The sequence below is a fragment of the Bradyrhizobium liaoningense genome, from assembly GCF_018130785.1.
Lineage (GTDB): Bacteria > Pseudomonadota > Alphaproteobacteria > Rhizobiales > Xanthobacteraceae > Bradyrhizobium > Bradyrhizobium liaoningense_A.
Genome location: NZ_JAFCJT010000001.1, coordinates 18,550 through 41,442, shown reverse-complemented (window position 1 = coordinate 41,442; position 22,893 = coordinate 18,550). Strand labels below are relative to the sequence as shown.

The window sequence follows — 22,893 nt, the reverse complement described above, 5'->3', positions numbered from 1 at the left end:
AGATAACCCACCACCCCGTTCACGACAACGCACGAATGGGCATGGTCCCATGTGATGCGTTGTTGCGCAGGCCTGCCGCGCTGCTAATGTTTCAGGCGAAAAATCAATTCCGGATCGGCCCCATAGGGTCGTGGAAAGACAGTTTGTATGAATGACCACACGCGGCTCCGCGACGGCCATGTGCCGCACGGTGAGCTGGAGGGGTCGATGGCGGCGGTGGCGTTTGCCACCGAACCGGCCGTCCCCGTGCAGGCGCCGGGAACCGGCGTCTACGCGGCGCTGGACCTCGGCACCAACAATTGCAGGCTGCTGATCGCTTGTCCGACCCACGACGGCTTTCGCGTGGTCGATTCCTTCTCGCGTATCATCCGGCTCGGCGAGGGCGTCTCGGCGACCGGCTGCATCAGCGAGGCCGCGATCGACCGCGCCATCGCCGCGCTCAGCATCTGCCGCGACAAGATCAATTTGCGGAAAGCGCGCCGGCTACGGCTGATCGCGACCGAAGCCTGCCGCGCGGCCTCGAACGCCGAGGGGTTCCGCAGCCGCGTCGCGGCCGAGACCGGCATCGAGCTCGAGGTGATCGACCGCGAGACCGAGGCCTCGCTCGCCGTGCTCGGCTGCTCGCCGCTGGTCGACCCAAGGGGCAGGGGGGCGATCCTGTTCGACATCGGCGGCGGCTCGACCGAGCTGGTGCGGATCGAGCGCGACCCCACGAGTCCGGAGCCACGCATAAAAGCCTGGATGTCGATCCCGCTGGGCGTGGTGACGCTGGCCGAGCAATTCGGCGGTCGCGACGTGACGCCGGAGATCTATGCCGCGATGGAGCAGGAGGTCGCCAACCACGTCGCGCCGTTCGCGGAAGCGCACGGCGGAGATCTCACTGATATGCATCTGCTCGGCACGTCAGGCACGGTGACGACGCTTGCCGGCATTCATCTCAACCTCGCGCGCTACGACCGCCGCCGCATCGACAGCATCTGGATGAACGATTCCGACATCACCGCGACCATCAACAAGCTGCTCGGCATGAGCTACGAGGCGCGCGCCGGCAACAGTTGCATCAGCGTCGAGCGCGCCGATCTCGTGCTGGCTGGCTGCGCCATCCTCGATGCGATCCGCCGCGCCTTTCCGCTGCCGCGCCTGCGCGTCGCCGACCGGGGCCTGCGCGAAGGCATGCTGGTCGAGATGATGCGTGAGGACGGCGCGCTCAGGAGCTGGTGAGATGGCCAAGGACACCACCGGCCGCTTGCACGTCCAGGTCAAGACCGGCGGCAAGCGCAAATTGTCGTCGAAGCTTTGGCTGGAGCGGCAGCTCAACGATCCCTATGTGGCGAAGGCCAAGGCGGCGGGCTATCGCTCGCGCGCGGCGTTCAAGCTGCTGGAGATCGACGACAAGTTCCGGCTGCTGAAATCAGGCATGGCCGTGGTCGACCTCGGCGCCGCGCCGGGCGGCTGGAGCCAGATCGCCGCCAAGCGCGTCGGCTCCACGGAAGGCAAGGGCAAGGTCGTCGCCATCGACCTGCTGGAGATGCCCGAGATTCCGGGCGTCGAATTTGCCCAGCTCGACTTCATGGCCAATGACGCGCCGGAAAAACTCACCGCGATGCTGGGCGGTGGCGCCGATATCGTGATGTCCGACATGGCCGCCAACACCACCGGCCATCGCAAGACCGACCAGCTTCGCATCGTCGGCCTGGTCGAGACGGCGGCCGCGTTTGCCTGCGACGTACTCAAGCCCGGCGGCGCGTTCCTGGCAAAGACGTTCCAGAGCGGCGCCGACGCCGACCTGCTCGCCCAGCTCAAGCGCGATTTCGCGACCGTGCGGCATGTGAAGCCCGCTGCGAGCCGGCAGGATTCGTCGGAACGCTACGTGCTGGCGACGGGGTTTCGGGGCGGGCAGCCGGACCCGGGCTGACGTGTCACTCTCGCACTAACATAACATTCAAATCGATAACATCTTGAGCTGGTGGATTCATCATCTGCAATTCCAGCGGGTGGGATCAATCCATGCAATGCGCTTGCGCGTTTGCAAGCATCGCCTTTCCCTTGCCTCGGCTTCCTTTTGCGTTGGTGTCACTCGGCCTTGGTTCGGCCACGCCGTCGCGTGCAGACACCGGGGCTTCATCCGTTACAACAAGATGTCCGGCCAGCGCGTGCAGGCTGCTCTGACCGGCGGATCCGGCTCCCACCTCAATGCGTTCGCGACATGGGATGGCAGCAGCTCCACCGCCAACATCATGCTGTACAATTACGATGCGACGCGCGTCTTCGGCAGCAACACGTCGACCGAGGTACCGGAGGCATTCTCGCTCGCTGTCGACAATCTGCCTTTCAGCAACGGACCTGTGACGGTTGAGCATTACTTGATCGATACGGCCCACAGCAATCTGGCGCTCTTCCTTGCCGATTCGAGCAAGTCGCCCGATCTGCAGAAGGCCACGCTGACGGGAACAGTCACCGGCGGAAAGCTCACCCTGTCAGACACGCTGGGGCTGGGGTTTCGCTCTACCGTGTGTTGCCGTCGACCGTCGGCCCTAGCCGAGCCGCTGATCGCGCACGTCCTGGGTATCCTCCGTCGCCGTCTTGACGGCGGCGGTCGCTGCACTCTTGGCGGCACCCTTGCGGCTGGAAATGTCCACCGCCTTGCGGCCGGAGATCTCGTGGCCGGCGTCGGCGGGCATCTGCCAGAAGAACCAGCTCGACGCCGCCGAAGTCAGCGCGATCACGACGAAGGCCGGCGCGAACACGGTGGCGTCGATCTCGCTGACGTGGTTGAACCACATCGTCGTTTCCACGCAGGCCGCGCCGACCGCGACGCCGGCGGAGACCGCGAGCTGCTGGTTGACGCTGACGAGCGTGGTGGCGCGGCTCATCTGTGGGGGCTCGACGTCGGCATAGGCCACCGTGTTGATCGCGGTGAACTCGAGCGAGCGGAAGAAGCCGCCGACCACCAGGATTACCATGATGATCAGCAGCGGCGTCGTCACCGTGAACAGCGCGCAGACGCCGAGGAAGAACGCGCTGACGACCGCATTCACCGTCATCAGATTGCGGAAGCCGAAGGTACGGATGATGCGCGCGGCCAGCGTCTTCATGCCCATGGCGCCGAGTGAGGAGGCGAAGGTGACCAGGCCGGAATGGAACGGCGTCAGCCCGAATCCGATCTGCATCAACAGCGGAAGCAGGAACGGCAGCGCGCCGATGCCCAGCCGGAACATGAAGCCGCCGAAAACGGCCGCGCGCAGCGTTGGCAGCTTCAGGAGCGCAAAGTCCAGCACCGGCGAACCCGTCCGCCGGGCGTGCAGGACATACAGTGTCATCGAGATCGCACCGCCCACGACCAGGGCCGCGACCGTGCTCCAGGGCAGAAGGTTGAGCCCGGCAACGGAGAGACCGAACGCGATGCCGGCAAGGCCAATGCCTGCGAGCACCATGCCGTAGAGATCGAACGGTTCCCGCGTCTCGCTCTTGATGGGATCTATGAACCGCAAGGCCATGAAGATGCCGAGCAGCCCGATCGGAATGTTGATCAGGAAGATCCAGTGCCATGACGCATAGGTCGTGATGAAGCCGCCGAGCGGCGGGCCGATCACGGGACCAATGAGGGCAGGGACCGTCACCCACGCCATGGCGTTGACCAGTGCGCTCTTGTCGACCGAGCGCAGCAGCACGAGACGCCCGACCGGCGTCATCATCGCCCCGCCCATGCCCTGAAGGATGCGGGCGAATACGAAATCGGTGACGGAGGTCGAGAGCGCGCAGCCGACCGAGCCGACCATGAACACGCCGACCGCGATCGCGAACACCATGCGCGCGCCGAACCGGTCCGCGGTCCAGCCGCTCGCCGGGATGAACACCGCGAGCGACAGCAGATAGGAGGTGATGGCAAGCTTGAGCGTCAGCGGGCTGGTGCCGATGTCGGCCGCGATCGCAGGCAGCGAGGTGGCGATCACCGTCGAGTCCATGTTCTCCATGAAGAGAGCAGTGGCCACGATCAGCGGAATGACGCGTTGCTTGTCGACCATGACGGATTGGTAATGAAAATCAGAAGGACGGGTGGACTCGCGGCTTATCACCGCCGCTCGGCCGGGACCATTGTGGATCAACGCATAGCACCTAAATCCTGCGTAACAACGGTGTGACGCCGAAACCGGTTGCCCTCGCTCCCTCGTCGTTCCGGGGTGCGCCGCCTTGGCGCGAGCCCGGAAGCTATGGATCCGCGGAGAGCGCTGCCGGATCGATTCCGGGCTCGCGACTTCGTCGCGCCCCGGACTGACGGCGGGTGGCCGCCGCCCGGCTATCCCCGCTGAATTTGCCTAAAAAGCCTGTGCATGGCTGGCCAGCAGTCCGATTTGCTTTGATTCGTCGCGTGACCGTGCTATCGACCCGCGTCAACCCCACCGATGGGCTCCGATTCTCCGGCGATGCCGCAAGGTACGCCGAGGGCGGCGCTCATCCATAGCTATTTGCGGCAGGGCCGCAGGAAGGAGTTGGCAGATGGCCACGGTGCAACTTCAGGGCATTCGCGAAGCCTTTACGTTCGACGACGTGCTGTTGAAGCCGGGCCTGTCGGATGTCATGCCGGGCGAGGTCGACATCCGCTCCCGCGTCACCCGCGCCATTCCGCTCAACATCCCGATCATGGCCTCCGCCATGGACACGGTCACCGAAGCCCGCATGGCGATCGCCATGGCGCAGGCCGGCGGCCTCGGCGTCATTCACCGCAATTTCGATCCCGAAGGGCAGGCCGCCCAGGTGCGGCAGGTCAAGCGCTACGAGTCGGGCATGGTGGTGAACCCGCTCACCATCAGCCCCGAGGCCACGCTCGATGATGCGCTCAAGCTGATGAGCGACCACGGCATCTCCGGCATTCCCGTCGTCACCGGTGCGAGCAAGAATACGCCCGGCAAGCTGGTCGGCATCCTCACCAACCGCGACGTGCGGTTTGCCACCGACCGCCGGCAAAAAGTCTCTGAGCTGATGACGCATGACGGCCTCGTCACGGTCCGCGAGAATGTCAGCCAGGACGAGGCGCGGCGGATGCTGCACCAGCATCGCATCGAGAAGCTGCTCGTGGTCGACGAGCAATATCGCTGCGTCGGCCTGATCACCGTGAAGGATATGGAGAAGGCGGTCGCCCATCCGCTCGCCTGCAAGGACGCGCAGGGTCGCCTGCGCGTCGCCGCCGCCACCACCGTCGGCGATACCGGCTTCGAGCGCACCGAGCGGCTGATCGATGCCGGCGTCGACCTCGTCGTCGTCGACACCGCGCACGGCCATTCCCGCCACGTGCTGCATGCGGTGAACCGCATCAAGCGTCTTTCCAACTCCGTGCAGGTCGTCGCCGGCAACGTCGCCACCACCGAGGGCGCGCAGGCGCTGATCGATGCGGGCGCGGACTGCATCAAGGTCGGCATCGGCCCGGGCTCGATCTGCACCACGCGCATCGTCGCCGGCGTCGGCGTTCCCCAGCTCACCGCGATCATGGATGCGGTGGAAGCGGCAAAGAAGTCCGACATTCCCGTCATCGCCGACGGCGGTATCAAGTTCTCCGGCGATCTCGCCAAGGCACTCGCGGCCGGCGCCGACATCGCGATGGTTGGCTCGCTGCTCGCCGGCACCGACGAGACGCCCGGCGAAGTGTTTCTTTGGCAGGGACGTTCCTACAAGGCCTATCGCGGCATGGGCTCGGTCGGCGCGATGGCGCGCGGCTCGGCCGACCGCTACTTCCAGCAGGATATCAAGGACACGCTCAAGCTCGTGCCCGAAGGCATCGAGGGCCAGGTGCCCTACAAGGGTCCGGTCGGCAACGTCATGCACCAGCTCGCCGGTGGCTTGCGCGCCGCGATGGGCTATGTCGGAGCAAAGGACATGAAGGACCTGCATGACAAGGCGCAGTTCGTCCGCATCACCGGCGCAGGCCTGCGCGAAAGCCACGTCCACGACGTCACCATCACGCGCGAAGCCCCGAACTATCCGGGCGGGGGTTAGTCCTCGGTCGCGCCTCTAGCAGCACTCTCGTGCCCCGGACGCGGCGCAGCACCTCTTCGGTGACGCGCTGCAGAGCCGGGGCCCATGTCGCCGGGCGTGCAAGCCGCGTGTGTCCCGGCTCTGCGCAGCGTCACTGCGTGCCGCAGCGCGTCCGGGACACGAGAGGCGCGTCGCGTCCGCGACCTTTCACGCCACCGCTTTTGTATTGACGCGCCTCGCTTGCTCCGCTTCCGTTCACGCCGAAACACAATTCGGAGGAAGCCATGTCCCAAGCAAAACGCATCGTTCTCGCAGCGCGTCCCGTCGGCGAGCCAAAGCCGTCCGATTTCCGCATCGAGGAATTCGCGATTCCGACGCCCGGCGCGGGAGAAGTCCTGCTGCGCACGATCTGGCTCTCGCTCGATCCCTATATGCGCGGACGCATGAGCGACGGCCCGTCCTACGCAGCACCTGTGCCGATCGGCGGCGTGATGGAAGGCGAGGCCGTCAGCGAGGTTGCGGCCTCCAACAATCCGGACTTCGCCAAGGGCGACATCGTGCGGATACGGTCGGGCTGGCAGTCGCACGCGATCTCGAACGGCAAGGGCCTGATCAAGGTTGATCCGAAGCTCGGTCCGATCTCGACCTCCATCGGCGTGCTCGGAATGCCCGGCATGACCGCCTATACGGGTCTGCTCGACATCGGCAAGCCGCAGGAAGGCGAGACCGTCGTCGTCGCCGGCGCCTCCGGTGCAGTCGGCTCGGCCGTCGGCCAGATCGCGAAGATCAAGGGCGCGCGTGCGGTCGGCATCGCCGGCGGCAAGGACAAGTGCGACTACGTCGTGAAGGAGCTCGGCTTCGACGAGTGCCTTGATCACCGCGAAACCGATTTCGCCGCGAAGCTGAAGTTTGCCTGCGCGAAGGGCATCGACGTCTATTTCGAGAATGTCGGTGGCGCCGTGTTCGAAGCGGTCTTCCCGCTGCTCAATCCGTTTGCCCGCGTGCCAGTCTGCGGCCTGATCGCCCATTACAACGACACCGAGGCCAAGCCACCGAAATGGGCCGCAAGCATGATGCGCGCGACGCTGACCAAGCGGCTCACCTTCCGCGGCTTCATCGTCTCCGACTTTGCCAGCCGCCATGGCGACTTCCTGCGCGACATGTCCGGTTGGGTCCGCGACGGCAAGGTCAAGTACAAGGAGTTCGTCACCGAGGGCCTGGAGAGCGCGCCCGGCGCCTTCATGGGGCTCCTGAAGGGCGCCAATTTCGGCAAGCAGCTGGTGCGGGTCGGGCCGGATAGGGTTTAGCTGCAAGGCTTAGTTGCAGGGGCGTCACACCCCGGACATCGATGGTTAACAAAGAGTGACCGATCGGCCACACCTGCCCGCAAAAGCCGCAGGTGTGACCGTCGGTTCATTGACGGCTGAGCGAAGGCATTGAATCATCGCGCATATTTTAGGTGCTGCGATGTTAGAGATTGGTATTTTCAGCGTAATCCTGTTGGCTGCCGGCTATTGGGCGACCCTGTTCGTCATGGGCCGTCGCGACGACGTCATCCATGGCAAGTTCGTCCACGTCGACGAGGAGGGCGATTTCGCGCCAGCCGCGATGCCAGCGCCACCACCGCCATTCCCGATACGTCCGGGCAAGGCTGCGCCGCGCGCGAGTGTCCAGACCGTCAGTGCGCCGAGCGCCAGCGTCCAGCCTGCGAACGTCCGGCCCGCGCTCCCTGAGGCCAGGCCCGTAAACAGCGCGGCGCTGCAGTCGCTGCTGGCTGCAATCCAGCAGGATCTCAAGAGCGTCGCGTAAGGGGCCGGTGGGGGCTAGTGCTCGCCGCCCATCTGGATGAGGAGCTCCTCGATGTCGACATCGACCTGGCCCGCGGCCCTGACGTGGCGGACCTCAAAACTGTCCGGCCGGAAGCGGTATTCCACGAGACCGACTTCCTTGATCGCGACGCGATCCTGACGCGCGTCATTGATCCTGAAGCCGGCCGATGGCGCCCAGACATGGCGGGTGTGGCGCCAGGTGAAGTCGCGCCGCTGGTGCACGTGGCCGCTGGCGATCAGGCGAAGGTCGATAGTCCCGAACATTTCGATCAGCCGCGCGCGTGCGGGCTGCGGCACGTAGCGGATCGAGGTCTCGGGGGTTTCAGGATCGTCGGGCAGGTTGAGAAAGAGCGGCTTGTGCACGAACAGCGCGACCGGCCGGCCGTTGATGCGCGCCATTTCCCGGGACAACCAGTCGAACTGCTCGGCCTCAAAGGCGAGCCCTGAGTGCATCACCAGCGAGTTGAGGCCGATGAAGCACCAGCCCGCGGCCTCGAACGACCAATGATCCTCACCGATGATGTCGCGGAATTGCTGGCGGTGCGCCTCGGTGACCGGCGGCTTGGGTGCGGGCCCGATCGCGGTCGGATTGTCGCCGATGTCGTGATTGCCGGGAATGTAGCGGCAGGCGACGGGCAGGGCGTCGTGCAGGCCTTTCGCGAATTCGACATCGTCGCGGCCGGTGGGGCCGTCGAAGGAGACATCGCCGGTGTTGACGACGAGGTCGGGCCTGTCGGCGTCGATGTGCGCGCTGACCGCCTGGAAGTTGGCGATCAGGCCGGGGAAGCGCCGGCCGAGATGCGTGTCGGAAATCTGCGTGAGGCGAAATTCGGACATGCGATCAGCATACGCGTTGTCGCACGTCGGAACGATGACGGCGCGCGCATGCATCGCGATGAAACAAAGTTTAAAGCACGCGATAGCGGATCGTGTAGGCGTCCTGCGGCGCGACGCTGCCGGTTGCCGGCGACGCGATGCGGTCGGCGAGGTGCCAGGGCCCGAACTGCTCGGACCGGTGCGGCTCGGCGGGCAGGCGGAGGCGGAATTCAAACGTGCCCTTGCCGGGCAGGTTCACGACCAGCACGCGGTCTGCGGTGTGGTGGTTAAGCGCGACCGCGCCGCGCAGCACTGAGCGTCCGTCGCCGAGCTCGCGTACGCCGTCGATCAGCGCCAGCGTCTGGTTGCGGTCGGTGTGCAGCTCGATCTGGCTGTCGGTGACCGCCGTCAACGTCTCCCTTGGCATGCGGATCTCGAACTCGACCGCGGGTTTTGACGGATTGAGGCCGAGATAGGCCAGCGCCGCGTGGCGCATGTCGTAGGCGGCAAAGGCGAACAGGGCGAGGGCGGCCAGAGCGGCGAGGCCGTGCCTGACGACGTCGCGCCAGCTGCGGTAGCTCATGCGGAAATAGACCGTCATTGCCAGCGCGACCGCAAGCGCCGCCGCGATGCCCGATAGCGCCGACATCAGGATGCCGAGCCGGCCGTCAGCGGATTCGGTCAAAACGCCGATCAGGGAATTCATGGCGCTCTCTCGCCTTGCGGCCCGACGGGGGCAAAATCGCCTTTAACTATCGCCAGTTGGTCGCCTCATTGGGAACGCCGGTTCAACTCGTTGATTGTCAGCGCCAGAAGTCGCGGCTAATGACGGTCCGCGGCGGTCCGCCTTACGGGAAAGTTCCGATGTCCATCCAAATGGTTTTGCTGCCTGTCTTCGTGCAGGTCGGTCTCACCTTCGCGCTCCTGATCGGCATGGTGTTCGGGCGCCGGAAGGCGCTGGTCTCCGGCGAGACCAAGAGCCGCGACATTGCGCTCGGCGAGCCGAACTGGCCGAAGGGTGCCACACAATTCGCCAACAGCTACCGCAACCAGTTCGAATTGCCGGTGCTGTTCTACGCGCTGATCGCGCTGGCGCTGCCCTTGCGCCATGCCGACCTCTTCATCGTGCTGATGTCCTGGGTGTTCGTGGTGACGCGGTTCGCGCACGCCGGCGTTTTCGTTTCGTCAAACAATCTCGGCCGGCGCTCCACGATCTGGCTCGCCGGCGTGCTTGTGCTGCTGGCGATGTGGATCTACTTCGCGCTGAAGATGCTGTTGCTGATTTAGGCGCCTATCCGCCAATCCTGATCTGAAAGATTTCAAATGACTCCCGCTGCCCGGCTGTCCGCAGCCATCGAACTGATCGACACCATCGAGAAGGACCGCGTGCCCGCCGCCAAGGCGCTGAAGGAGTGGGGCACCGCGCATCGCTTCGCCGGCTCCGGCGACCGCGCCGCGATCGCCGGCCTCGTCTGGGACGTGCTGCGCCGCTATGCCTCGAGCGCCTTCCTGATGGACGCCGATACCGCGCGCGCCCGGCTGATCGGCATGCTCCGCCTCGAGCGCAACATGGACGCGGCCACTATGGGCGCGCTGTTCGACGGCAGCCGGTTTGCACCGGCGCCGCTGACCGAGGCCGAGCAGGCCGCGCTGGCCTCGCGCTCCCTGGAGGACGCACCGGCTGCGGTCGCCGGCGACTATCCGGAATGGCTCGACCCGTACTTTGCAAAAGTGTTCGGCGAACAACGCGCCGCGGAGGCCGCCGCGATGGCGAGCCGGGCACCGCTCGATCTGCGCGTCAACACGCTAAAATCCAGTCGCGACAAGGTGCTGCGGGCGCTTGCTCATCTTCACGCGAAACCGACCCCATGGTCCGCAAACGGCCTGCGCATCGAGCTTTCGGCCGATGCGCGCAACCCCGGCGTCCAGGCCGAAGAGGATTTCATCAAGGGCGGCGTTGAAGTTCAGGATGAGGGATCGCAGCTTGCGGCCAGCTTCACTGCGGCAAAACCCGGCGAGCAGGTGATCGACCTCTGCGCCGGCGCCGGCGGCAAGACGCTGGCGCTGGCAGCGATGATGCAGGGCAAGGGCCGGCTGATCGCGACCGACAGCGACAAGCGCCAGCTTGCGCCGATCCACGAGCGGCTGTCGCGCGCCGGCGTCCACAATGCCGATGTCCGCACGCCCAAGGGCGAGGCCGATCCGCTGGCCGACATCAGCGCCACCGCCGACCTCGTCGTGATCGACGCGCCCTGCACGGGAACCGGCACCTGGCGCCGCAATCCGGACGCCAAATGGCGCATGCGGCCGGGCGCTCTGGAGATCCGCCTGCGCGACCAGGCCGGGGTGCTGGAGCGTGCCGTGCCGCTGGTCAAGGCCGGCGGCCGCCTTGCCTACATCACCTGCTCGGTGCTGGCGGAAGAGAACGGCGAGCAGGTGAGGGCGTTCGTGGGGCGCCATCCGGAATTCGCAGTCGTTCCGCCCGAGCAGACCGCGAGCGTGCTCTGGGACAAGGCGGAGGCGTTTGCGGACGCCGCGCTGCAATCACCGGAGGGCTGGCTGATGACGCCGCGGCGGACCGGCACGGACGGGTTTTTCGTGTCGGTGCTGAAGAAGAGATAGCCCTCGTAGGGTGGGCAAAGCGAAGCGTGCCCACCATTCGCGGTAAAATGGTGGGCACGGCGCGAAGAGCGCGCGCCTTTGCCCACCCTACGGCACCGCTTGTGCCGTGGCCCGGTTGCACCCCAAAACAAAAGCCCCGCGAACCGAAGCTCGCGGGACTTTCTAACTCGACGTTCTGCCGGTACGTCCGTGGTCAGAACGGTGCGTGGGCGTTAGCCGACGCGGAGATTGTCAGCCGACGACTTGCCGCTGCGGCGGTCGGCAACGATGTCGAACGAGACCTTTTGACCCTCGTTGAGGGAGGAGAGGCCGGCGCGCTCGACCGCGCTGATGTGCACGAACACGTCCTTCTGGCCGTCGTCCGGCTGGATGAAACCATAACCCTTTTGGGTGTTGAACCACTTCACGGTGCCCATAGCCATGGGAAATTCCTTTAGTTAGTTAAAGAGGATACGCACGTGGACCGGTACGCAGCATTGCGCCCATGATCCTGTTCCGTCGATGTTTGGAGAAGACATCTGAAGCGTGCGCGCCCGTGTGCAACGAAGCGAAGCGGCCCAGTCGTTCGGCCAAGTATCGATGATCACAATATAGCGAGAATTTGGGGCTACTTCAAGGCACCACCCGTGAGCCGGCACGTCGCGGGACTTTGCTATTTTGCGGTGCAAACAGGGGCCGCCGCGCGCTTTAGTCCACGATGAAGAGCGTCGCGCCGGTGGCCGTCGAGGACCGGTGCGCGGCGTCGCCGAAATCGGAGACCTGGTAGCTCATCCCCGCGGTGAGCTTGAATTTCCGCCCGTCGCGCAGCTCCGAGTCGAGCTCGCCCTTGAGCACGTAGAGCACGTGGCCGCGGTCGCACCAATGGTCGGCGAGATAGCCCGGCGAATACTCGACCATCCGCACCCGGAGATCGCCGATATTGAGCGTCCGCCAGAGGGCTTGCCCGGTCTCGCCGGGATGCGTGGTGGCCTCGACCTTGCTCCAGTCGGTGACGGTGAAGGGGGAGGCGGGGAGTTTCATGGTGGGAATCCTGTCTCAGAGCCGGCGGGCGCAGTGCTAGCGCAGGAATCCGCGCAAGTCTTCGTTCCATTCCTGCTGCGTTAGTGCATCGCTGCACAGCCCGTGGGCGCCTCGATCCGGCTTGCCGTGATGACCCAGACCAGCAGCGCCGCGGCGCTGATTCCAGCGCCGAGCATGCAGACGCCCATCCAGCCGGTCATGGCGTACACGATCGTCGATGCGATCGCGCCGGTCGCGCTTCCGATCGAATAAAACACCATGTAGCCGCCGACGAGGCGGCTCGCGGCATCGGGGCGCGCCGCAACCATCAGGCTCTGGCTGGTCACGTGCACGGCCTGGATCGCAAAATCGAGCATGATCACGCCGGCCACGAGGAGCCAGAGCGAGGTTTGCAGGCAGGCGATCGGAACCCAGGCCGCGAGCATCAGCAGCAACGACAGGCCGGTGGTTCGCTGGCCCCATCCGAGATCGGCGAGGCGGCCGGCATTGCGGGCTGCGAGCGCTCCGGCGACGCCCGCGATCCCGAGGGCCCCGATCGAAGTGCGGGACAACGAGATCGGAGGCGCGGAAAGCGGCAGCACGATCGCGTTCCAGAACACGTTGAGATTTGCGAAGATCAGAAACGCGAACAATGCGCGCTCGCGCATGATCCGCTCCTCGACGAACAGGGCGGCGGTCGAGCGCAGCAGCGCCAGATAGGAGGATCCGGTCAACACGGTCCGCCGGCCGCGCGGCAGCACGCGCAGGAGCAGGGCCGCCATGGCGAGCATGAGGCCAGCCGAGACGAGATACACCAGGCGCCAGCCGCCGATATCGGCGAGCGTGCCCGAGGCGAAGCGCGCGAGCAAGACCCCGGCAACGACGCCGCTCGTCACCGTGCCGATCGCCTCGCCGCGCTCTTCTGGGCGTGCCATGGTCGCGGCGAGGGCGACCAGGACCTGGATGACGACCGCGAGCACGCCGACCAGCGCCATTCCGGCGAGCAGGACGGCGGCATGCGAGGCGGTTGCGACGACGAGCAGGGCGATGGACGACAGCGTGATCTGGCCGACGATCAGACGCCGGCGGTCCCAGAGATCGCCGAGCGGCACGATCAGGATCAGGCCGAAGGCGTAGCCGACTTGCGTGAAAGTCATCACCGTGCCGATCGCGGCAGGTGCGATGCCGAAATCCGGCGCCATCGCATCGAGCAGCGGCTGCGCGAAGTAGACGTTGGCGACGCTCAGGCCGCAGGTCAGCGCGAACAGCACGGCCATCGGGCGCGACAGCCCGCGCCCGGCGATCTCGCCGGCTGCCGGGTCGTCTCGCAACCCAGCCCTCGCATTCTCGTTCGTCATCGTCGTCTCCGGTGCGTTCAATCTGGTTCTATAAAAAGACCAGTTGCGCGTCGCGCTGTCTAGTCTTATTTTAGGACCAGTTGGGAGGGCCTGATGAAGCGGACCGCTTTTGCCAAGGTTGAGTGCCCGGTGGGGCGGGCGCTGGATGCCATTGGCGACTGGTGGTCGCTGCTGATCGTGCGGGATGCGTTCGACGGGCTGCGCCGGTTCGGCGACTTCCAGAAGAATCTCGGCATCGCCAGGGGCATGCTCAGCGCGCGCCTGCACAAGCTCGTGGAGCTCGGCGTGCTCGAGCTGGTTCCCGCCTCGGACGGCAGCGCCTATCAGGAATATGCCTTGACGCGGAAGGGCCACGACCTCTTTCCGGTGGTCGTCGCCTTGCGCCAATGGGGCGAGGCCCATCTTTATGCGCGCGGTGAGGCGCATTCCGACCTGCTGGATCAGACGGGCCAGCCGGTCGGGCAATTGGTGCTGCCGTCGCGAACCGGGCGGCCGCTGGCATGGTCCGATACGAGGGTGCGTAAGGTCGGCGCGCGGAAGCGCTGACGGCGCGGGGCCGTTGTCAGCGCACGCGCTCTCCAATGACGAGCTTAGGTGCAGCACGCCCAACTATCCGACCGTCACCCTGAGGTGGCCGCTTCTTCAGCGGCCCTCGAAGGGCGACGGCCCGGCTCTCGCAGCGTGGCCATGCATCCTTCGAGGCTCGCCCTGCGCCGCTACGCGCCGCAGAACTCGCACCTCAGGATGACGGGGAGAGGGGGGCGCCACTGCGCAAGAGACGCAAGCGTCACTGCGCCGGATGGTTCGCCGACCCCTGCACGATCAGCCCCGCATCATTCACCCGCAGATATTCGCAGATCCGCTTGCCCCGCTCGTTCTCGTAAAACACGACCACACTGTCCGGGCTGACGAACAGGTCGATCAGCGTAAAATGCAGCTCCGGCAGCAGGGCGAGCGCCTTGCCCCAATAGGCCCGCAGCGTGTCCTTGCCGCGCACGGTGCCGCTGGCGTCGAACCCCATCGCCGGGATGCGGTCCGAGGTCATCACGGCCGCCTCGTCATAGAGCGTGAGCACGCGCTCGAGATCTCCAGTGTTCCAGGCCTCGACCCAGGTCCGGCCGAGCCTGGCAAGCGTTGACGGCTGATGGTGCTGTGACATGGCGGTCTCCCTGATTGGCCCCTGTTTGACGTGCGAGGCAAATTAGGTCAATAATACTTACCTATACCCGTTTGTCCATGCCCAAAGAAGAATGTGGGCGCGCGCACCCACGCGGTTGCGGGCAGGGGCGCGGTCGCGTATCTGCTGGCCATGACAGCAGCACAGAACGACCGCTCCGCGTCGACGCCCTCGGTGGCCTCGGCGCACGACAAGATTCTCATCGTCGACTTCGGCAGCCAGGTGACGCAGCTGATCGCGCGTCGCGTGCGCGAGGACGGCGTCTATTGCGAGATCGTCCCGTTCAACAAGGCCGAACAGGCCTTCAACGAGATGAAGCCGAAAGCCGTGATCCTCTCCGGCGGGCCTGAATCGGTGCATGAGGCCGGCTCGCCCCGCGCCCCGCAATTGATCTTCGCGTCCGGCGTGCCGGTGCTCGGCATCTGCTACGGCCAGATGACCATGGCGGAGCAGCTTGGCGGCACCGTCGAGGGCGGCCATCACCGCGAATTCGGCCGCGCCGATGTCGAGGTCAAGGCCGAGAGCAAGCTGTTCGAGGACGTCTGGTCATCAGGCAGCAAGAACCAGGTCTGGATGAGCCATGGCGACCGCATCACCAAGATGCCGCCGGGCTTCTCGGTTGCCGGCACCTCGCCGAACGCGCCCTTCGCGATCATCCAGGACGAGACGCGCAAATACTACGGGTTGATGTTCCACCCCGAAGTGGTGCACACGCCCGACGGCGCCAAGCTGATCCGCAATTTCGTCCGCAAGATCGCAGGCCTGTCCGGCGACTGGACCATGCGCGCCTTCCGCGAGGAGGAGATCGCGAAGATCCGCGCCCAGGTCGGCAAGGGCAAGGTGCTCTGCGGCCTGTCCGGCGGCGTCGATTCGGCCGTGGCCGCCGTGCTGATCCATGAAGCGATCGGCGACCAGCTCACCTGCGTGTTCGTCGATCACGGCATGCTCCGCCTCGACGAAGCCAAGACCGTGGTCGACCTGTTCCGCCACCACTACAACATCCCGCTCGTGCACGTGGATGCCTCCAAGCAGTTTTTGGGCGAGCTCGAAGGCGTCACCGACCCCGAGACCAAGCGCAAGACCATCGGCCGCCTCTTCATCGAGGTGTTCGAGGCGGAGGCCAAGAAGATCGGCGGCGCCGACTTCCTGGCGCAAGGCACGCTCTATCCTGACGTGATCGAGAGCGTCTCCTTCACCGGCGGACCTTCAGTCACCATCAAGTCGCACCACAATGTCGGCGGTCTGCCCGAGCGCATGAACATGAAGCTCGTCGAGCCCCTGCGCGAGCTGTTCAAGGACGAGGTGCGCAAGCTCGGCTACGAGCTCGGTCTCCCCGAAATCTTCGTCGGCCGTCACCCGTTCCCGGGCCCCGGCCTCGCCATCCGCTGCCCCGGCGACATCACCAAGGACAAGCTCGACATCCTGCGCAAGGCCGACGCCGTCTACATCGACCAGATCAGAAAGCACGGCCTCTACGACGACATCTGGCAGGCCTTTGCCGTGCTGCTCCCGGTGAAGACGGTGGGTGTCATGGGCGACGGCCGCACCTACGACTACGTCGTGGGCCTCCGCGCCGTCACCTCAACCGACGGCATGACCGCCGACTTCTACCAGTTCGACATGAAGTTTCTCGGCGAGACGGCCACGCGCATCATCAATGAGGTGAAGGGCGTGAACCGGGTGGTGTACGACGTGACGAGCAAGCCGCCCGGGACGATTGAGTGGGAATAATTCGGGCCCGTCCGGGACTATCCCGATCCATCCAATTGCGCGACTTAACGGCCTGATTTTGCGATCGAATTCGTCATAGACATTCGAGAACTATCGGCACGCACGAATCCGGGCTGACGGAGCACCTGACGGTGTCGCCGTCCATTGAAACCACCGATCCTGATCAATACCGTCATGCGCGAAGATGCGTCTGACGGCATTTTTCTTTGTTCAAGTGACTGTAAAACAAGGAAATCTCCGGTCAAACGCAGCTCAAAAGTGGCAGACGGTATTTTGCCTGGAGGAGAAGTCCTTGCTGACAGACGCTGCGCTCAAGGCGCTGAGACCAAAGGAAAAATCGTACAAGGTCACCGACCGCGACGGCATGTACGTGGTTGTATCGCCCGCGGGGACGCTATCGTTCCGGCTCGACTACCGTTTGCATGGTCGACGCGAGACTGTGGTTTTCGGAAAGTACGGCCCGACAGGGTTGTCGCTCGCACGCGCTCGCGAGAAGTGCATCGATGCGAAGCGCGCAGTAGGCGAGGGGCGGTCCCCCGCTATTGAGAAGCAGCGCGAGAAGCGACGTCTCCTTGAAGCCAGGAGTTTCGGTGAGCTCGGAGAGAAGTGGCTCGTCGCGGCGCCCATGGCCGATAGCACCCGGGCAATGCGGCGATCGATCTTCGAGCGCGAACTGCTTCCCGTTTGGCGCAAGCGCCTTTTGAATGAGATCGCGCCTGGCGACCTTCGCGCCCATTGCGCAGCTATCGTCGAGCGCGGTGCTCCCGCAACAGCGATCCACGTCCGGGACATCGTGAAACAGATCTACGGGTTCGCGATCCTGCACGGAGAGAATATCGCAAACCCGGCCGACGAGGTTGGACCGGCATCGATCGCAAGCTTTGTCCCGAGAGACCGCTCGCTCTCACCCGCCGAAATCCGCATCATGCTCAAACAACTGGCTCATGTTGCGACACTGCCAACCATCAGGCTTGGGTTGCGTCTTTATCTGCTCACCATGGTCCGCAAGAGCGAACTGCAGGATGCCACATGGGACGAAGTCGATTTCGAGAATGCGGTCTGGACGATCCCCAAGGAACGCATGAAGCGTTCGAAGGCGCACAACGTGTATCTCTCGAGCCAGGTGCTTGATATCTTCATCGCGTTGAAGACCTGTGCGGGAAATTCAAGGTATGTCCTGCCGTCGCGCTATGACGCCGACGCTCCCATGTCGCGGGCAACGTTCAACCGGGTCACATATTCGGTCGTCGAGCAGGCAAGCAAGGAAGGGCTTCCGCTGCAGCCGTTCACAGTTCATGATCTGCGCAGGACCGCGTCAACCCTTCTGAACGAGCTCGGATTCAACAGCGACTGGATTGAAAAGTGCCTTGCGCACGAGGACGGGCGGTCATCAAGGGGCGTCTACAACAAGGCCGAATACGAGGTGCAGCGTCGTCATATGATGCAGGAGTGGTCCAACATCATTGATGCCTGGGTTGGTGGCCAGAAATACATCCCGATCCTTATTCCCCCTTCAATGCCGCTCCTGCAGCTCGACCCGGCACTTTGACCGGCCGGGTTCGTCGCTGCCTGACATCAGGATGAGGCGCACGAGCAAGAGGTGTCGCTCTGCGCGCAGCCAGCCATGCTTCGACCTCCGCGAGGTCCCACACGACACACCGGGGCGAGAGCGCGAACCGCCTTGGAAACTCTCCGCGCTGTTCCATCTCATAGATGGTGCTGTCGGCGAGCGGGACCATCTCGCGAAGCTGATCTCGCCGGATGGTGCGTTTGATGGGTGTTATTTCCCGATGTGCCAAGTTGCTGCTCACAAGATCGAACTTGATCGTTCCAGCGGTAGGAAATTGAGCGCGTCGTGCAAGCTTCCTTGGTGAGTGATCGTGGAAAAAGAAACATCCGGCGACGACCTTCAGGCAATCTAATCCATCCAGGGTTCGAACCCCGTTGTGCTGTAGACTTCCAGCAAAACGTCCAACAGGAAAATCGACCCCGCAGATTTGAACAGCCCAGTCAGCGTCAAGCTGGTCGGGCATTTCCCTTGGAACGCCACGATGCAGGCTATTGGATCGCTACGACGACCACCGCCAAAGGGAGGGCTTCCATGCGCTCAACTGCTTGCTATACCGCGTCCGGCAAGGGGGCACGATGAACGATAAACCAAGGACTGGTCGGGTACTTAGGGACTTGCGCCAAGTTGAAGCGGAAGAGCTTGAGCGAATGGCGCAGTTCGATGAATGGGTTGAGGAGATGCGCAGGAAGGGTTGTGCCGATCCCGAGGACCCGGTCGAACTCGGAAAATGGCAAGCCGAGCAAGATAAGGAACTTGAAAAGATATCGCGCTTGGTTCGAGAAAGCAGGCAATGGGCGCAAGAGGAGTTGGATGAGCTCAAGCGCATAAGGGACAGCCGCCCACTCGGCGTTCCACCGCCGATTGAGCCTCGAAGTATCCATTCTCAGGTGCCGCAACCCGTTTGGAAGCGAAAGTTACGACCCTGACCTCATCAGCGCGGCGAACTGGTCGGGATAGCTCTTGCAAATTCGAGTTCGGAGCGGGCGCGCGATGAACATGCGAGAGGAGCGGTTGGTCTGCTTTTGCTCGCGCGCGGATGCCAACCAACATGCTCACGAACTTCGGTTTTATGGTCAGCGCCAACGGCTCTTCCAGGCAGAATAGAGACGTTGACGTCAGGCTCGTGCCGCCATGACGCTTGCGGCTGGTGAAGGAAGAAGTCGATCAGCTGTTCATTGCGCTGACGAGTAGCGATAGTGCGTTCTGGAAGGAAATCAAATGCGCCCCGGTTTCTGGCCGATGGAGAACCGCGAGCTGACTGGAATTATGCAGGAAAAATCCAGCGGAAATTGTGCCGGCCGGACTCTGACGCGCACATCGCCAAGCTCGATTTCGAACGCCAGTAAGAGTATACATCGGAACCGCGCACCAGTTTAAGCTGCTCCTAAAGCATAATTGGCTTCGTTACTCGATTGGCTGAATTTGTTCTGGCGGGGCTCGATTCGTATGTACGGGATTTTACGGGGGATGTTGCGTTGCGGCATGTGGGGCTTTGCTTGATCCGACGGTAGCGATCCCGCCGCTCTTTCGCCTGGCTCTCTCGAAGGGCCAGCAGAGTCTCGTCTTGTTGCATCTCAGGAGAGGCGCTTCGCCAAACGGTCGGGATTCCTCGGGCCGCACACCTCTCATGATCTCGGCTCAGGCAGGACGCACTGACGTTTGTTTGTTGTTGCTTGAAGAAGGAGCGGATCCTTTTCTCGAAGACTCGGAAGGTCGGACTGCCTCGCGGCTCGCTGAGGTGGAGGGACATTACGATTTGGCTGTTCGGCTCTCGAAGCCAATCACCGTTCTTCAGACCCGGCCGGTTGAAGATCCCGCGTCCGACGTCGACCGGGACGATATCGCGGGCGAATGGGAACCCGAAGAAGAGTTTCTCCTTCCCGCTTCCACGCATTCCTCCAACGAAGTGTGTCACGAAATCCAGGATGCGATCTCCGTATATCGTCTGAAGGAAGAACACGACGAATGGTCGTTCGTCGAGATTGCGCTTCCGAGCAGTAGGCAAAGCCAGCCGTTGGCTTTCTCTGTTGACGCAAGATCGACGATGGCCGCGGCCATCGCGGCAGGGTCCATCCCGGTCAAGAAGCTGCGAAGCGTTTGGCCGGGCGCCACTGCTGCCCAGTTTCAGCTGTTCTGCACTGTCATGCAGGAAGCTGGAATCAAGGTCACGTCTGGTCGAAAAGATGCGACCTGGAGCAGCCGCGGCGAGGCCGCCGTCGCTCCGTCTGATGTTGACAAGGTCGAGAGTGCAATTGCTCACCTAGAGGATGAGCTAGCCCAGGATCTCACGATAGCCGACAGATTTTTGGGCGATATCGATCGCTACACGTCTTTCAGCCTGGATCGCGAAAGACGCATTTTTCGAGAGCTCGCCAACGCCAAAGAAGAGTTGCTTGAGGGAATTGCGGTTTGCATGCGCGTTGCCGGCGCAGTATCTGAAGACCAGGCTGAAACCGTGTCGGACGACGACGCAGCGGAAACGCTAGATGAGGCAGATCCGCTCTCCGGTATTGTTGTGCAAGACACTGAAGCTCAGCTCGGTCGTCTACCTTTCGAGACGGCTTGCCAATTGCTTTCAAGGCTTGTCGACCAGCAGTCTCACCCTGCCGTGCTCACGCTTCAGAAAACTCTCGCGAAGTATCGCAAGGCCAGAGACCGGGCGATGGAGGGCGGCCTTAAGCTTTTGCCGTTCTGGGCACGGAAATATTCTCGCAGAGGGCTTCCGCTGGAAGATCTCATCCAGGAAGGCACTCTTGGTCTCATGCGTGCGGTTGAAAAGTTTGATCCTTCACAACAGACACGCTTCGCCGCTTACGCAACATACTGGATTCGGCAAAGTATGTTACGCGCCGTTGATGATCAGTCGCGCGTAATCCGGATTCCGGTTCATCTCGCCGAAACTTTGAGAAAATCGGCGCGTGTTCGCGAAGCGACCAAGGCGGCGCTTAATCGGGATGCAACCGTAGAAGAATTGGCCGTAAAACTTGAGTGCTCGACCGCTGTTGCAAGCAGGCTCTTCAAGATACCCAGCGTCGTTACCGGGAATATCCCCGCAGGACTGGCCGACACGGAATTGGCCCCTGCAGATGAAATCCCGCACGAGAAGTCTCTGAAGCGCCTTTTGGGAGGTTTGTTGAGCAAGCTGCCACCGCGCAGCGAGTACGTCATTCGCCTTCGTTTCGGGCTGGGAGGTATCGACGACCAGACGCTAGAGGAAATAGGCCAGCGCTTTGATGTTACCAGAGAGCGGGTTCGTCAGATCGAGGCGAAGGCGTTGCGAATTCTCAGTCACCCCGCGCGTCTCAAGCTGCTGCAGGCATCCCGATGAGCAAAGGATCTGCGCCGGCTTCGCGCAACGCACCGCCGCGTGCCAGCGCCATGATCGAGGCCCTGCGAGGCCTGGGCTATTCTCCAGCGGCAGCCATTGCGGATGTCATAGACAACAGCATTGCCGCGGGCGCGTCAGAAATTGACGTTCAATTCAACTGGAGTGGCAAACAAAGTTCAATTGCCATAGTGGACAATGGCTCGGGCATGGACGCGACTGCTCTCGACTTGGCGATGAGGCTTGGTGAGCGGAGCCCTCTCGATCACCGTTGTGAGAGCGATCTCGGTCGTTTCGGCCTTGGTCTGAAGACTGCATCGTTTTCCCAAGCCAGGAGACTTACGGTCGCTTCGAGGCGCGAGGGACCGGTTTCTTGTCTTCGTTGGGATCTTGATGTGCTGCGAGACGACCCAAAAGGCGAGTGGACGCTGCTGGAAGGCGCGGCCCCCGAATCCGCGACCCTGCTGGCGCCTCTGGAGAAGATGACGTCAGGCACGATTGTCCTTTGGGAGAACCTGGACCGTATCGTTTCCGCCGGAGTGACTGACAAGCATTTCCTTACGTTGGTCGATCGAGTTGAAAAGCATCTCTCGATGGTATTTCACCGATTTCTGGAGGGGCGCCGGCTCACGGTGCGAATTAACGGATCGCCAATTCGTCCATGGGATCCATTCCTGTCTGCTCGCTCCGACACCTGGAGATCCGGTGCCGACCGATTCCCGGTTAATGGACGTGAGATCACTGTCGAAGGCTTTGTGCTGCCCCACAAGGACCGGCTCCCGCCAAAAGTTTATGAAGACGCGGCGGGTCCCGACGGCTGGACTTCCCAACAAGGTTTCTACGTTTATCGACATGAACGCCTTCTTGTCGCCGGTCACTGGCTCGGTCTTGGTCAGGGGCGATCGTGGACAAAAGAAGAGCCGTTCAAGTTAGCGCGCATAAGGCTGGACATTCCGAACAGCGCGGATGAAGACTGGAAGATCGACATCCGAAAGTCGACCGCGCGCCCGCCACAAGAGGCAAGACAGCGGCTTTCTCTTTTTGCTGAAGACGTTCGCCAGCGGGCGCGCCGGGTCTTTGCATTCCGTGGGAAGAGGGAACGCGGGTCAAAATCCGGTCCGATTTCGCCTGCATGGCGAGCGACGCGCAGTGCTGACGGCTTGCGCTACAGAATTGAGCGTGATCACCCGGCAGTGGCTTCCGTCCTCGACCAGTCTGGTGCAATGCGCGACGACGTCGTCGCAATGCTGAGAGTCATCGAGGAGACTGTTCCGGTTCAGCAAATCTGGCTCGACACTGCCGAGGCAAAGGAGGCGCCGCGAATTGGCTTTGATGGAATGCCCCCCGAAGAAGTCAAGTCGATCGCTCAGACATTGTTCAACAACCTCGTGATCCGGAAAGGCATGAGCGAGGACGCTGCACGCCGTCAGCTCGCAGTCACCGAGCCGTTTGATAACTGGACCGGCTTCATCGCGACGTTGAAGCGGACATGAAGG

General features: G+C 63.3%; 21 protein-coding genes. 13 read left to right on the top strand and 8 right to left on the bottom strand.

Annotation, left to right across the window (positions count from 1 at the left end; translation table 11 throughout):
* Positions 1–147 precede the first annotated feature (147 nt).
* Positions 148–1,221, top strand: coding sequence for a Ppx/GppA phosphatase family protein (locus tag JQ627_RS00165; RefSeq protein ID WP_212482157.1), 1,074 nt, complete (start codon positions 148–150; stop codon positions 1,219–1,221).
* A 1-nt stretch (position 1,222) separates the two neighbouring features.
* Positions 1,223–1,915: an RlmE family RNA methyltransferase gene (locus JQ627_RS00160; RefSeq protein ID WP_212482156.1), complete on the top strand. Its 693-nt coding sequence runs from the start codon at positions 1,223–1,225 to the stop codon at positions 1,913–1,915.
* A 619-nt stretch (positions 1,916–2,534) separates the two neighbouring features.
* Here the strand turns inward: JQ627_RS00160 and JQ627_RS00155 are convergent.
* Positions 2,535–4,025 (bottom strand): DHA2 family efflux MFS transporter permease subunit, encoded by a 1,491-nt coding sequence (locus JQ627_RS00155; RefSeq protein WP_212482155.1) that lies wholly within the window; start codon positions 4,023–4,025, stop codon positions 2,535–2,537.
* A 472-nt stretch (positions 4,026–4,497) separates the two neighbouring features.
* Between JQ627_RS00155 and guaB the strand changes: the two genes are divergently transcribed.
* From guaB to JQ627_RS00140, 3 genes are all read left to right on the top strand, one after another.
* Positions 4,498–5,991, top strand: a complete 1,494-nt coding sequence (gene guaB / locus JQ627_RS00150) for an IMP dehydrogenase (protein ID WP_212482154.1) — start codon at positions 4,498–4,500, stop codon at positions 5,989–5,991.
* Between the two features lie 263 nt (positions 5,992–6,254).
* On the top strand, positions 6,255–7,277 hold the full coding sequence (locus JQ627_RS00145) for an NADP-dependent oxidoreductase (RefSeq protein WP_212482153.1): 1,023 nt from the start codon (positions 6,255–6,257) through the stop codon (positions 7,275–7,277).
* A gap of 160 nt (positions 7,278–7,437) precedes the next feature.
* Positions 7,438–7,779 carry a hypothetical protein gene (locus JQ627_RS00140; RefSeq protein ID WP_212482152.1) on the top strand — a complete coding sequence of 114 codons (342 nt, stop codon included), beginning with the start codon at positions 7,438–7,440 and terminating at the stop codon, positions 7,777–7,779.
* Positions 7,780–7,793: 14 nt separating this feature from the next.
* On the opposite strand, the gene JQ627_RS00135 is transcribed toward JQ627_RS00140, so the two are convergent.
* Positions 7,794–8,636: a metallophosphoesterase gene (locus JQ627_RS00135; RefSeq protein ID WP_212482151.1), complete on the bottom strand. Its 843-nt coding sequence runs from the start codon at positions 8,634–8,636 to the stop codon at positions 7,794–7,796.
* A 70-nt stretch (positions 8,637–8,706) separates the two neighbouring features.
* A complete protein-coding gene (locus JQ627_RS00130) occupies positions 8,707–9,321 on the bottom strand; it encodes an acriflavin resistance protein (RefSeq protein ID WP_212482150.1) in 615 nt (204 codons plus the stop codon).
* Positions 9,322–9,479: 158 nt separating this feature from the next.
* On the opposite strand from JQ627_RS00130, the gene JQ627_RS00125 reads away from it, so the two are divergent.
* The gene (locus JQ627_RS00125; protein WP_212482149.1) at positions 9,480–9,902 is read left to right on the top strand and encodes an MAPEG family protein; all 423 of its coding nucleotides are present in this window, start codon (positions 9,480–9,482) and stop codon (positions 9,900–9,902) included.
* A gap of 36 nt (positions 9,903–9,938) precedes the next feature.
* The gene (locus tag JQ627_RS00120) at positions 9,939–11,237 is read left to right on the top strand and encodes an RsmB/NOP family class I SAM-dependent RNA methyltransferase (RefSeq protein WP_212482148.1); all 1,299 of its coding nucleotides are present in this window, start codon (positions 9,939–9,941) and stop codon (positions 11,235–11,237) included.
* Positions 11,238–11,449: 212 nt separating this feature from the next.
* Here the strand turns inward: JQ627_RS00120 and JQ627_RS00115 are convergent, their stop codons facing one another.
* The 3 genes from JQ627_RS00115 to JQ627_RS00105 all read right to left on the bottom strand — a co-directional run bounded on the left by JQ627_RS00115 (position 11,450) and on the right by JQ627_RS00105 (position 13,594).
* Positions 11,450–11,659 carry a cold-shock protein gene (locus JQ627_RS00115; RefSeq protein ID WP_008141931.1) on the bottom strand — a complete coding sequence of 70 codons (210 nt, stop codon included), beginning with the start codon at positions 11,657–11,659 and terminating at the stop codon, positions 11,450–11,452.
* 265 nt (positions 11,660–11,924) lie between these two features.
* The gene (locus JQ627_RS00110; protein ID WP_212482147.1) at positions 11,925–12,257 is read right to left on the bottom strand and encodes a DHCW motif cupin fold protein; all 333 of its coding nucleotides are present in this window, start codon (positions 12,255–12,257) and stop codon (positions 11,925–11,927) included.
* Positions 12,258–12,337: 80 nt separating this feature from the next.
* The gene (locus JQ627_RS00105; protein ID WP_212482146.1) at positions 12,338–13,594 is read right to left on the bottom strand and encodes an MFS transporter; all 1,257 of its coding nucleotides are present in this window, start codon (positions 13,592–13,594) and stop codon (positions 12,338–12,340) included.
* Between the two features lie 93 nt (positions 13,595–13,687).
* Between JQ627_RS00105 and JQ627_RS00100 the strand changes: the two genes are divergently transcribed.
* Positions 13,688–14,140, top strand: a complete 453-nt coding sequence (locus JQ627_RS00100) for a helix-turn-helix domain-containing protein (RefSeq protein WP_212482145.1) — start codon at positions 13,688–13,690, stop codon at positions 14,138–14,140.
* A gap of 241 nt (positions 14,141–14,381) precedes the next feature.
* On the opposite strand, the gene JQ627_RS00095 is transcribed toward JQ627_RS00100, so the two are convergent.
* On the bottom strand, positions 14,382–14,753 hold the full coding sequence (locus JQ627_RS00095; protein WP_212482144.1) for a nuclear transport factor 2 family protein: 372 nt from the start codon (positions 14,751–14,753) through the stop codon (positions 14,382–14,384).
* A gap of 150 nt (positions 14,754–14,903) precedes the next feature.
* Here JQ627_RS00095 and guaA point away from each other — a divergent pair, with 150 nt between their 5' ends.
* Complete coding sequence (guaA, locus tag JQ627_RS00090; RefSeq protein ID WP_212482143.1) at positions 14,904–16,502, top strand: glutamine-hydrolyzing GMP synthase; 1,599 nt, start codon at positions 14,904–14,906, stop codon at positions 16,500–16,502.
* 292 nt (positions 16,503–16,794) lie between these two features.
* Positions 16,795–18,051 carry a site-specific integrase gene (locus JQ627_RS00085; protein WP_212482142.1) on the top strand — a complete coding sequence of 419 codons (1,257 nt, stop codon included), beginning with the start codon at positions 16,795–16,797 and terminating at the stop codon, positions 18,049–18,051.
* Here the strand turns inward: JQ627_RS00085 and JQ627_RS00080 are convergent.
* Positions 18,005–18,301: an AlpA family transcriptional regulator gene (locus JQ627_RS00080; protein WP_212483118.1), complete on the bottom strand. Its 297-nt coding sequence runs from the start codon at positions 18,299–18,301 to the stop codon at positions 18,005–18,007. The two genes, JQ627_RS00085 and JQ627_RS00080, sit on opposite strands and share 47 nt — an antisense overlap.
* A 346-nt stretch (positions 18,302–18,647) precedes the next feature.
* Here JQ627_RS00080 and JQ627_RS00075 point away from each other — a divergent pair, with 346 nt between their 5' ends.
* From JQ627_RS00075 to JQ627_RS00065, 3 genes are all read left to right on the top strand, one after another.
* A complete protein-coding gene (locus JQ627_RS00075) occupies positions 18,648–18,998 on the top strand; it encodes a hypothetical protein (protein ID WP_212482141.1) in 351 nt (116 codons plus the stop codon).
* Between the two features lie 566 nt (positions 18,999–19,564).
* Entirely contained in the window at positions 19,565–21,400 is a 1,836-nt protein-coding gene (locus JQ627_RS00070) for a sigma-70 family RNA polymerase sigma factor (RefSeq protein WP_212482140.1), read from the top strand.
* Positions 21,397–22,890, top strand: a complete 1,494-nt coding sequence (locus JQ627_RS00065; RefSeq protein WP_249142804.1) for an ATP-binding protein — start codon at positions 21,397–21,399, stop codon at positions 22,888–22,890. The genes JQ627_RS00070 and JQ627_RS00065 overlap by 4 nt, the downstream gene beginning before the upstream one ends.
* The last annotated feature ends 3 nt before the right edge of the window (positions 22,891–22,893 follow it).

Coding starts and splice junctions, on each gene's coding strand:
- JQ627_RS00165 (WP_212482157.1), top strand. CDS start 148: ATGAATGACCACACGCGGCTCCGCGACGGCCATGTGCCGCACGGTGAG.
- JQ627_RS00160 (WP_212482156.1), top strand. CDS start 1,223: ATGGCCAAGGACACCACCGGCCGCTTGCACGTCCAGGTCAAGACCGGC.
- JQ627_RS00155 (WP_212482155.1), bottom strand. CDS start 4,025: ATGGTCGACAAGCAACGCGTCATTCCGCTGATCGTGGCCACTGCTCTC.
- guaB (WP_212482154.1), top strand. CDS start 4,498: ATGGCCACGGTGCAACTTCAGGGCATTCGCGAAGCCTTTACGTTCGAC.
- JQ627_RS00145 (WP_212482153.1), top strand. CDS start 6,255: ATGTCCCAAGCAAAACGCATCGTTCTCGCAGCGCGTCCCGTCGGCGAG.
- JQ627_RS00140 (WP_212482152.1), top strand. CDS start 7,438: ATGTTAGAGATTGGTATTTTCAGCGTAATCCTGTTGGCTGCCGGCTAT.
- JQ627_RS00135 (WP_212482151.1), bottom strand. CDS start 8,636: ATGTCCGAATTTCGCCTCACGCAGATTTCCGACACGCATCTCGGCCGG.
- JQ627_RS00130 (WP_212482150.1), bottom strand. CDS start 9,321: ATGAATTCCCTGATCGGCGTTTTGACCGAATCCGCTGACGGCCGGCTC.
- JQ627_RS00125 (WP_212482149.1), top strand. CDS start 9,480: ATGTCCATCCAAATGGTTTTGCTGCCTGTCTTCGTGCAGGTCGGTCTC.
- JQ627_RS00120 (WP_212482148.1), top strand. CDS start 9,939: ATGACTCCCGCTGCCCGGCTGTCCGCAGCCATCGAACTGATCGACACC.
- JQ627_RS00115 (WP_008141931.1), bottom strand. CDS start 11,659: ATGGCTATGGGCACCGTGAAGTGGTTCAACACCCAAAAGGGTTATGGT.
- JQ627_RS00110 (WP_212482147.1), bottom strand. CDS start 12,257: ATGAAACTCCCCGCCTCCCCCTTCACCGTCACCGACTGGAGCAAGGTC.
- JQ627_RS00105 (WP_212482146.1), bottom strand. CDS start 13,594: ATGACGAACGAGAATGCGAGGGCTGGGTTGCGAGACGACCCGGCAGCC.
- JQ627_RS00100 (WP_212482145.1), top strand. CDS start 13,688: ATGAAGCGGACCGCTTTTGCCAAGGTTGAGTGCCCGGTGGGGCGGGCG.
- JQ627_RS00095 (WP_212482144.1), bottom strand. CDS start 14,753: ATGTCACAGCACCATCAGCCGTCAACGCTTGCCAGGCTCGGCCGGACC.
- guaA (WP_212482143.1), top strand. CDS start 14,904: ATGACAGCAGCACAGAACGACCGCTCCGCGTCGACGCCCTCGGTGGCC.
- JQ627_RS00075 (WP_212482141.1), top strand. CDS start 18,648: ATGAACGATAAACCAAGGACTGGTCGGGTACTTAGGGACTTGCGCCAA.
- JQ627_RS00065 (WP_249142804.1), top strand. CDS start 21,397: ATGAGCAAAGGATCTGCGCCGGCTTCGCGCAACGCACCGCCGCGTGCC.